This window comes from Flavobacterium sp. (assembly GCF_035292545.1).
Classification (GTDB): Bacteria; Bacteroidota; Bacteroidia; order Flavobacteriales; family Flavobacteriaceae; genus Flavobacterium.
Genome location: NZ_DATDPV010000031.1, coordinates 17,301 through 27,415 on the forward strand (window position 1 = coordinate 17,301; position 10,115 = coordinate 27,415).

General features: G+C 33.7%; 13 protein-coding genes and 1 tRNA gene. 8 read left to right on the forward strand and 6 right to left on the reverse strand.

The genetic code is table 11. The features are described from left to right. Positions 1-88 precede the first annotated feature (88 nt). The 6 genes from VI621_RS04705 to VI621_RS04730 all read left to right on the forward strand — a co-directional run bounded on the left by VI621_RS04705 (position 89) and on the right by VI621_RS04730 (position 5,270). The gene (locus VI621_RS04705) at positions 89-454 is read left to right on the forward strand and encodes a DoxX family protein (RefSeq protein WP_324217226.1); all 366 of its coding nucleotides are present in this window, start codon (positions 89-91) and stop codon (positions 452-454) included. A gap of 67 nt (positions 455-521) precedes the next feature. Beyond that, a complete protein-coding gene (locus VI621_RS04710; RefSeq protein ID WP_324217227.1) occupies positions 522-1,124 on the forward strand; it encodes an alpha-ketoglutarate-dependent dioxygenase AlkB family protein in 603 nt (200 codons plus the stop codon). Positions 1,125-1,155: 31 nt separating this feature from the next. Then, positions 1,156-1,992: a sterol desaturase family protein gene (locus tag VI621_RS04715; RefSeq protein WP_324217228.1), complete on the forward strand. Its 837-nt coding sequence runs from the start codon at positions 1,156-1,158 to the stop codon at positions 1,990-1,992. Between the two features lie 98 nt (positions 1,993-2,090). Next, entirely contained in the window at positions 2,091-2,369 is a 279-nt protein-coding gene (locus VI621_RS04720; protein WP_324217229.1) for a TIGR03643 family protein, read from the forward strand. A 165-nt stretch (positions 2,370-2,534) separates the two neighbouring features. Continuing rightward, positions 2,535-4,382: a peptidase M61 gene (locus VI621_RS04725; RefSeq protein WP_324217230.1), complete on the forward strand. Its 1,848-nt coding sequence runs from the start codon at positions 2,535-2,537 to the stop codon at positions 4,380-4,382. A gap of 177 nt (positions 4,383-4,559) precedes the next feature. After that, entirely contained in the window at positions 4,560-5,270 is a 711-nt protein-coding gene (locus VI621_RS04730; protein WP_324217231.1) for a DUF4369 domain-containing protein, read from the forward strand. 147 nt (positions 5,271-5,417) lie between these two features. On the opposite strand, the gene VI621_RS04735 is transcribed toward VI621_RS04730, so the two are convergent. The 6 genes from VI621_RS04735 to idi form a co-directional block, all read right to left on the reverse strand. Next, positions 5,418-5,491 (reverse strand) — tRNA-Thr (locus tag VI621_RS04735). 78 nt (positions 5,492-5,569) lie between these two features. After that, positions 5,570-5,836, reverse strand: a complete 267-nt coding sequence (locus VI621_RS04740) for a hypothetical protein (RefSeq protein ID WP_324217232.1) — start codon at positions 5,834-5,836, stop codon at positions 5,570-5,572. Positions 5,837-5,893: 57 nt separating this feature from the next. Beyond that, a complete protein-coding gene (locus tag VI621_RS04745) occupies positions 5,894-6,862 on the reverse strand; it encodes a type I phosphomannose isomerase catalytic subunit (protein ID WP_324217233.1) in 969 nt (322 codons plus the stop codon). 2 nt (positions 6,863-6,864) lie between these two features. Next, positions 6,865-7,320 (reverse strand): peroxiredoxin, encoded by a 456-nt coding sequence (locus VI621_RS04750; RefSeq protein ID WP_324217234.1) that lies wholly within the window; start codon positions 7,318-7,320, stop codon positions 6,865-6,867. After that, a complete protein-coding gene (locus tag VI621_RS04755; protein ID WP_324217235.1) occupies positions 7,320-7,730 on the reverse strand; it encodes a 6-pyruvoyl trahydropterin synthase family protein in 411 nt (136 codons plus the stop codon). The genes VI621_RS04750 and VI621_RS04755 overlap by 1 nt, the downstream gene beginning before the upstream one ends. 43 nt (positions 7,731-7,773) lie before the next feature. Further along, positions 7,774-8,301, reverse strand: a complete 528-nt coding sequence (idi, locus tag VI621_RS04760) for an isopentenyl-diphosphate Delta-isomerase (protein WP_324217236.1) — start codon at positions 8,299-8,301, stop codon at positions 7,774-7,776. A gap of 271 nt (positions 8,302-8,572) precedes the next feature. On the opposite strand from idi, the gene VI621_RS04765 reads away from it, so the two are divergent. Further along, positions 8,573-9,232, forward strand: a complete 660-nt coding sequence (locus VI621_RS04765; RefSeq protein ID WP_324217237.1) for a hypothetical protein — start codon at positions 8,573-8,575, stop codon at positions 9,230-9,232. Between the two features lie 161 nt (positions 9,233-9,393). After that, positions 9,394-10,115, forward strand: a 722-nt coding sequence (locus VI621_RS04770) for a serine hydrolase domain-containing protein (RefSeq protein WP_324217238.1), incomplete at its 3' end; no start/stop codon positions are given.

A 10,115-nucleotide genomic window follows, 5' to 3' on the forward strand; every position in this document is an offset into this window, starting at 1 on the left:
GATATTTTTCAACAGAAACATTAAAACTTAAAATATTAATACATAAATTAGCTAAAATTAGCATTCATTTCTAATTAAAAGCTGCAATATGAATTTACCCTGGCATTTGTATGTAATGGCCTCGCTTTATATTTTGGCGGGTATAAACCATTTCAGAGTACCACACATTTATATTAAAATCATTCCTACCTATTTTCCGAATCCCAAATTACTAAACAAAATTAGCGGTTTAACTGAAATAATTTTTGGCGTTCTTTTGTGCATTCCAATGTTCAGCGGATATGCTGCTTTAGGGATAATCATGGTATTGGTTGCTGTTTTTCCCGCAAATTTATTTATGTATTCAAATATGGATGCTAGTTTAGGCATTCCAAAATGGATTTTATTACTCCGATTGCCTTTGCAAATCGTTTTAATCATTTGGGCATATAAGTATACTTTTTTTATTCATTGAAATAATCACTTTTGAATTCAAAAAATATAGTAATGACTGCTTTCGTTTTTCTCTTTATTTTTGCAATATGAAATCCTTTTTCCCATCAGACAAAATAGTTTTTGATTTACCCGATGCGACAATCAGTTATTATCCTAACTTTTTTGACACGGAAGAAGCCGATAAAATATTCATGGAATTATTGGAAACTACACCTTGGCAACAGGACAACATTACGCTTTTTGGCAAGACACATCCGCAGCCGCGATTGACCGCTTTGTATGGAAATGATGGAAAATCGTATTCCTATTCGAATATTACAATGCAGCCACATCCATGGAATATTCTTTTGCAAAAAATAAAATTCCAAATTGAAACCGTTTGCCAAACAACTTTTACGACCGTTTTACTCAATTTATATCGGGATGGGAAAGACAGTAACGGTTTGCATGCGGACAATGAAAAGGAATTAGGGATAAATCCTGCAATTGCTTCTGTGAGTTTTGGAGCAGAACGCGCTTTTCATCTGCAACATAATTTGGATAAAAATGAAAAAATGAAACTAATACTCGAGCACGGAAGTTTACTGTTGATGGAAGGAACAACACAACAGTTTTGGAAACATCAGATTCCCAAAACGGCTAAACCAACCAATCCGAGAATTAATTTAACTTTTCGAGTTATTAAATAATTTAGTATTTTTATAAAAATATTATTTTGTAATGACGGCTATAATCGATTATTTTTCAACAATTCCATCTTCCCACAGAAGTTTAATTTTAGTTTCCGGAATCACGCTGTTTTGGTTAATTGAAAATGCTTATCCTTTATTTCAATTCAAATATAATAAGTGGCAGCATGCAGGCATCAATATCTTTTTTACGCTTACTACCATAATCGTAAATTTTTGTCTGGCTTTTATTTTATTAAAAACCGCAGACTGGACCGTTGAAAATAATTTTGGAATGCTACATTGGCTGCCTGAAATTCCGATTTGGCTTTATGCTTTAATTGGCTTATTGTTATTGGATTTAATCGGTGCTTATTTTGTACATTGGGTTCAGCACAAAACCAAATGGATGTGGCGTTTCCATCTTATTCATCATACCGATACCTGGATTGATACCACTTCTGCCAATAGGCACCATCCTGGCGAAAGTGTGATTCGGTTTGTTTTTACGACATTCGGCATACTCCTTGTCGGAAGTCCGATGTGGATGGTTTTTTTATATCAGACTTTATCGGTTGTGGCTACGCAATTCAATCATGCCAATATTGCTTTACCAAAAAAAATCGACACTTTATTAAGCTATTTTATAGTTTCACCAGACATGCACAAGGTCCATCATCATTATGTTTTACCCTATACGGATAGTAATTACGGAAATATTTTCTCGGTTTGGGATCGCTTATTTGGCACTTTTATGACATTCCCGACTGAAGAAATAATTTATGGCGTAGACACGCACATGAAGCATGAAGAAAACAACAAATTGCCGAATTTATTAAAAATACCATTTCAAAAAAGGAATTATTTTGAGAAAAATGAAATTGCTTAAAAAAATAGTATTACTACTGAAAAAGTAATTGTTTTTTTTATTAATATTGATATTGAAATTATAACCTATTAAAACCTTCCTGAATTTATTTTCAAGTAATGAAAAAGAATAAACAAATAGAATTAAATTGGAGCCAAACCGAAAAATTGGTCTCATTGGCTTTAGAAGAAAGAAATCCTTTTGAAATCATCAAAAAAGAGTTTGGATTGGCCGAGAAAGATATTCTTGAAATCATGAAGAAGAAGTTGACGGCTGATAAATTTGAATTATGGAAAAAGAAAGCAAATGCCGGTAAACCAAAACCAAAACCTCTAAAAATTGATGATTTTGATGAAGATTTAGATGGTAAATACTATATAAAAAACAAATTAGATTAATAAATGAACTCCTGAAATTCGGGAGTTTTTTATTTTAAATACATTTATAAAACAGGTCAGTGCCATTTAATTTCCCATTAAAAACCATTTATCAATAATAAAATCATTCTAAGCAGTAACATTTTTATACTTTTAATGACTTATTTAAGAAAACAATAAAAATTTATGAAAAAAATAATTTTTGCGTTTGCATTTGCATCCGTACTTTGGAGCTGCAAAATTACCGGTTCTTCCGCCGCTTCTGCAACAAAAGAAATAGTTCAGGTCGCCATTGATTTGAATGTGGTAAAAGACGACAAAGTAATGGTAACAGTTACTACACCAAAATTCACAACCGATCAGGTGACGTATCATATTCCTAAAATTATTCCGGGAACCTATTCTGTAGATGATTACGGGAAATTTATAGAAAACCTGAATGCTTTTGATGCCAAAGGAAATCCACTTTCAGTTACAAAATCTGATGACAATTCCTGGGTTATTAGCAATGCAAAAACGGTATCAAAAATTACTTATTGGGTAAATGACACTTATGATGTAGAATCCACGCACGATATTTTCTCTCCGGCAGGAACAAATATTGAAGAAGGGAAAAATTTCATGTTGAATACCCATGGTTTTGTGGGTTATTTTACAGACAAAAACACCATTCCTTATCAAGTAACCATTTCGCACCCGGCCACTCTTTTTGGAGCCACCTCGATGGTTGACACTGATACAAGTGCCACAAAAGATATTTTTACAACCAGTCGTTATGCAGAATTAGTGGAGAATCCAATCATGTATTCCAAACCAGATTACACTACTTTCATTGTAGACGGAATGGAAATTCTAATCAGCGTTTATTCTCCAAATGGCATTTTCACAGCAGAAAGTATTACACCGGAAATGAAAACCATGATAACGGCGCAAAAAAACTTTTTAGGAAAATTCAATGCAACTAAAAAATATACGGTTCTTTTGTATTTAACAGATGTAAAAGGGAACGATGCGCATGGTTTTGGAGCATTGGAACATCCGACAGCAACAACAGTTGTGATGCCGGAAATGATGCCAAAAGACCAATTGGCAGAACAGTTGAAAGACGTTGTTTCTCACGAATTTTTCCATATCGTTTCGCCATTGGCCATTCATTCCAAAGAAATCCATTATTTCGATTACAATGCTCCAAAAATGTCAGAGCATTTATGGATGTATGAGGGAGTGACCGAATATTTCGCCAATTTATTCCAAGTGAACCAAGGTTTGATTTCAGAAGACGATTTTTATGCAAGAATATCAGGTAAAATTGCAAATGCTTCTACAATGAACGACTCCATGTCATTTACAAAAATGAGTGCCAATGTATTAACCAAACCATACAAAGACCAATATCTGAATGTATATGAAAAAGGAGCCTTAATCGCAATGTGCCTTGACATTCAAATTAGAGAAAGCAGCAACGGACAAAGAGGCATTCTTGATTTAATGCAAAAATTATCTATTGTTTATGGCCCAACAAAACCATTTGATGATAAAGAACTTTTTGCCAAAATCACTGAGCTGACCTATCCGGAAGTAGGCGCATTTCTGGCGACTTATGTTTCAGGAGAAACGCCAATTCCTTACGATAAATACTTTGCAAAAGTGGGTCTTACAAAAGCTAAGAAGAAAGTACCCGGAAACGTCTTCCTAGATGGCCAGACACCTTATATTACAATAAACCCGGACACTAAAGAAATTGTTATTATTCCTGAAATCGAATTGAACGATTTTATGAAAACTCTAGGTCTGAAAGGCGGCGATATTGTTACTGCCATAAATGACAAAAACTACAATTTAGACAACATTTATGAGTTAATCATGGGAAGTCAGACTTGGAAAGAGAACGATGCTATTACCGTAAAAATAAAACGTGACGGAAAAGAACAGGCTTTAAAAGGAAAAGTAAAACTTACTTATGTTGAAGCAGAAGGACTTCAAGCTACTGATGCCAGCAAAAGCAAGATTAAAGAAGCCTGGTTAAAAGGGTAAACTGTAAAAATAAACATTTAAAAATCCTCAATTTGTGCTTCAGATTGGGGATTTTTTTATTATTTTGCCGAAAATAAAAATTCATGAAATAGCCATGATGGAAGAGACATCCAGACGAAAGAAGATGTTCCTCATGACATTTAAACTATTCCTTAAAAAAACAAATATTATCTACCTATGAAAAATTCAATACTAGCTTTATTTTCTTTATTCCTGATTGTTGCCTGCAGCGAAAAAAAATCAGATAAAAATTTACAGATTACCGGGAATATAAAAGGGCTAAAAAAAGGTACTTTATATATCAAAAAATTAGAAGACACTGCTTTAGTGACATTAGACAGCATTAAAGTTGATGGTAATTCAGCTTTTGAAAGCAATTTAGACCTCAAATCTCCGGAAATGTTATACTTATTTTTAGACAGAGGTACCAGTAATACCATGGACAACAGTTTAATGTTTTTTGCCGAGCCCGGTAAAATAAATATAGATACTGATTTAGCGTTTTTTTATGCGAAAGCAAAAATAACAGGTTCAAAAAACCAGGAATTATATGATGCTTATAAAAAAATAAATTCCAGATTCACTGACCAACAGCTAACCCTTACTGAGGAAAGGCTAAAAGCGTTTAAAAACAATCAGATGAATTTATTGTCAGAGAACGATGTTAAATATGATGCCATCAAAAAAAGAAAATACTTGTACGCCATCAATTTTGCCATAACCAATAAAGACTATGAAGTGGCGCCTTATATTGCCTTATCAGAGATAAATGATGCTACAACTAAATATCTTGACACCATTCAGAAATCGATGTCACCAAAGGTCGCAAAATCCAAATATGGAGTGATGCTGACCAAATATGTGGCAGACAGAAAAAAACAAGAATAGTAAGATTCAAAACCAAAAAAGTCCTGATAATTTCAGGACTTTTTTTTTGAATAAACCGAAAGGAAAATAGCCATCACATTGGTATTTTCATAAACTGGTATTGGGCATAAATAAAAAAACCATCCTAAAAAGGATGGTTTTCGATTGAGCCGGCGGAGGGACTCGAACCCACGACCTGCTGATTACAAATCAGCTGCTCTAGCCAACTGAGCTACGCTGGCGTCTCAATACGGGTGCAAATATAATCCTGAATTTCAATTTTCCAAAACAAATTTGCACTTTTTTTTATTATTTTTTAACTACAATTCATTGATTTTAGCAATCAATTGATTAGCAGTTTGTTCCAATTCAACATTGATTTGTTTGAAGTGTGCTTTTTTGTTTTCTACTTTCTTAGCGTTCACTTTTGTGATCAAAGTATCAAAACTTCCGATAGCCTCATCAATTAAAGCATTAGTTGCTTCAGTTGGTTTTCCAGTAGTTGACATTTCAAATAAGTAAACTGCTTCAATAATATCTCCTAAAACGTAGTTGATGTCTTTTTTTAAATTCTTAACGTTTGCCATTTTATTTTTAATTTTAATTTGCGTTTGCAAAAGTACATATAATCTTTCTATTACCGACTATGAAATATAAATTTCTAAAAGAGACCCTGTTCCGCTCAGAATGAATGTGTTCATTGCGGCTGGAATTAATATGGTATCGCCTTTTTTATAATTATAAGTTGAATCATTAAATTCCAATTCAAAAGCCCCTTCTACACACATATAAACCGTAAAGGAGTTTCTGTTTTTTTGGACAGCTATTCTGCCTTCTAATGGTAAATAATTCGTTGTAAAATATGGGCAGTTCACCATTTCATTAGGCTGGTTGGCTACTTTAGAATAGGTCTTTTGAGAGGCTGCAATATCATAATTAATCGCATCCAAAGCCAAATCAAGATGGAGCTCTCTTGAATTCCCTTCAGCATCAACCCTATCCCAATCATATACCCGATACGTAATATCCGAGGTTTGCTGGATTTCTGCCAAAACGATTCCGGCACCAATCGCGTGGATCGTTCCCGTTTCCAGAAAGAAAACATCTCCTGTTTTCACTTCCTTTTCATTAAGGATTGAAACCAGTGTCTTATTTTTCAGATGATGCAAATATTCGGCTGCATTGGATTTTTCTTTGAAACCAACAATTATTTTGGCATTTTCATCCGCCTGCATAATAAACCACATTTCGGTTTTTCCGAAAGAGTGGTGGCGTTTTTGAGCCAAGACATCGTTGGGATGCACTTGGATAGATAAATCTTCTTTAGCGTCCAGATATTTGAAAAGCAAGGGAAACTGTTTTCCGAATTTTTTATAAACCCCCAAACCTAAAATTTCTTCCGGGAAGGTATCGATGAGTTCCAAAAGTGATTTTCCTTTTAAAGTTCCGTTTGCAACAATACTCACATCACCTTCCACAGTAGACAATTCCCAGCTTTCTCCTGTTATTTTGGAAGTAATGGGTTTGTTGAGAATCGTTTTCAGTTTTTCTCCACCCCAAATTCTTTCTTTAAAAATAGGGTAGAATTGCAAAGGATATATGTTGAAACTCATTTTCATCTTAATTTTTTAATCGCTTCGAGCGCTTTCGGAATATGATTAACGGCCTTCATACTGTCAAAAATCATCGTAACCATTCCATTCTTGTCAGCCACATAAGTCACCCTTCCAGGAAGTAATCCCAACAAATCAGTTGGAACCCCAAAAAGATGCCTGATTTTTTTGTCAGGATCAGACAAAAGGATGAAAGGCAATTGGTATTGGTTGGCAAATTTTTGATGAGAAGCAGTGCTATCACTGCTTATCCCTATAACTTCGGCTCCCATATCTTTGAAATCTTCGTATTGATCCCGAAAACTACAGGCTTGAGCGGTGCATCCGGGCGTGTTGTCTTTTGGATAAAAATAAATGACAAGCGGTTTTTGACCTACTAAATTCTGGCTGTCAAAATCGTTTCCTTTGGTATCTTTCGCCGTAAAATTCGGGATTGTATCACCTACTTTTATCGCCATTATTCGCCTTTATAAGTTACAAAATTTCTCGGTGTTTCATACAAAACAACCTCCAAATCAAACTCTGGTTTTATTCTGTTTCTGATTTTATTCCAAATCACAACAACAATATTTTCGGCAGTTGGATTTAGATTTTCAAATTCAGGAACATCTAAATTCAGGTTTTTATGATCGAATTTATGTTCCACTTCTTCCAGGATAATATCACTTAAATCTTTAATATCCATTACATAACCCGTATCAGAATTGATAGCGCCTGTCACACTAACAGTCAATTCATAATTGTGACCATGAAAATTCGGGTTGTTACATTTCCCAAAAATGGAATCATTTTTTTCAAAAGACCAATCTTTTCGATACAATCGATGGGCGGCGTTAAAATGGGCTTTTCTGCTTATCGTTACTTTCATAGTGATTTAGGAATTTGATTTAAGATTTAAGATTGCTGTAATCTCAAATCTTATGCGCTTCTAAATAGTGATAAAACTCGTCGAAAATTATTTTGAACCAAACGGTATAAATGGCAGGATGGGCAATCATATCATCTTTTACATCTTCAATTTTCATCCATTTCCAATCTTCGACTTCATCAGGATTAATGGTTGGATTTTCATTAAAATAACCAATCATTACGTGATCCAGTTCATGTTCGGTTAATCCGTTATCGAAAGGCGCTTTATAGATAAAATGGAACAATTCTTTAAGCTCGGTTCTAAAACCCATTTCTTCAAACAGTCGGCGGTCTCCCGCTTGAATGTTCGTTTCCCCTTCCCGTTGATGGCTGCAACACGTGTTGGTCCACAATAAGGGCGAATGGTATTTTTGATGCGCCCGTTGCTGGAGCATGATTTCATTTTTTTCGTTCAAAACAAAAACGGAAAATGCACGATGCAAAATCGCTTTTTCGTGGGCTTCGAGTTTGGGCATTAAGCCAATTTGCTCATCGTTTTCATTTACTAAAACTACCAGTTCTTCTGTCATACCTTTTTATTGCTTGTCAAAAATACAAAAAAAGAAATGGTCTGAATCATGAATTTGAATTTGTGAGAAGTTTAACGGATGTTGTTTTTTGTTTTATGTCTTCAATGACATTTTATTTTGTTTTGACATTTAATGAAAAATCTTATATATTAGCGAGAAAACTAAAACTGTAATTTAGAACTTTTAGTTTACAGGAGATTGTTTTAATTAAAAACATTACTCAAATAGGCAAGTTAGCGGTCAGTTTGGCGGAACCGAAAAAAACAACAAAATGAAGAAAACAATATATTTAGTAGTTATCCTTTTTAGTTCATTTCTTCATGCTCAAAAGTTTGAATTTGATTTGCTTGCAAAATATAATAGTAAAATGAAAGACTACAATCGCGAAAGCATAGTTTATTCAAATTCAAAAGATGAAAACTACTTTTTATCCGTAAGTGGAAATTCAGAATCAAAAAAAATTGCATCACTGTATGATATAAAAAAAATGATTAAACATAATTTCGAAGTTATAGGGTCAAAATCCAGAGAGGAAGTTTTTTTTGAATTTAGATATGTGGATTCAAATAGTATCAATTATGATAAAAAATTTTATGAATATGAATTTGAATATACCACAATTGACAATGACAGTTTAAATAAAACAATTAAAGTTGATGTATATAAAAATTCGAAAAGGAAGAAATCGGAAACATCACTTATTTTACAATTAAAAAAAAGCACCGTTAATCTTTTTCCTCTTTTTAGATTTAGTTGTTTACATCCTTTTGAATTTATTCAGAAGTTAAATATTCCAGGCAATTTTATGATTGAAAGTGGAAAAAGAACTACTCTATTTGGAAATAAATCAGAGCATAAATTATTGTATTATAAAGACGTAAAATTTGAATTAGATATTCCAATAAATATAAAACCGAACGGCCAACACTAATTTTAAGATAATCTCAGTTTTGGTCAACTTCCAAAAAAACACCATTTTTCACATTGTCTGCATCTAAATTTAAATTTAAAAAAACCTGTAACAATTTTATTACACGTTCGTCTGTAATACAAATTCAGAAACTGAATCATCAATCAAACCAATAAACCAATATGAAAATCTCTTTAAAAAAATTACTATTTGCCGTAACAGGAATGATGTTCAGCTGTTCCATTCAGGCACAAACTGACAAAATTGACCTTTTTCTAAAAAATGAAATGCAAAAAAAGAATATTCCCGGTTTGCAATTGGCCGTGGTACAAAATGGTAAAATTGTAAAACTCGGAAATTACGGATTGGCTGATCTTCAAAATTCAATTCCGGTAACAGAGAACACTGTCTTCATCATCAACTCCATTACCAAAGCTTTTACCGGAGTAGCCATAATGCAATTGGTTGAAGCGGGAAAACTAAACCTGTCAGCACCCGTTTCTTCCTATCTGAATGATTTACCGGATACTTGGAAAACCGTAACCATACAGCAATTATTGTCTCATACCTCTGGAATTCCGGATATAGTTGACGAGGAAACCAGCATATTAGTTCCTGAAAGCGAAGAAGCTTCGTGGGCGAAAGTAAAAACCTTACCAATTGATTTCAAGCCAGGAGAAAAATTTAGATACAACCAAACCAATTATTTATTGTTGGGTCGTATTATAGACCAACTAAGCAACATGCCATTTACCGAATTTATAGTAAAAGAGCAGTTACAAAAAGCAGGAATGACCAATACGATACGCGCTGGATTTGCAGGTTCGCGAGATGTGATATCAAATATTGCTGGCGAATACAGGTTTACAAAAGGGAAACATACCAACATGTTTTACTCCTTACC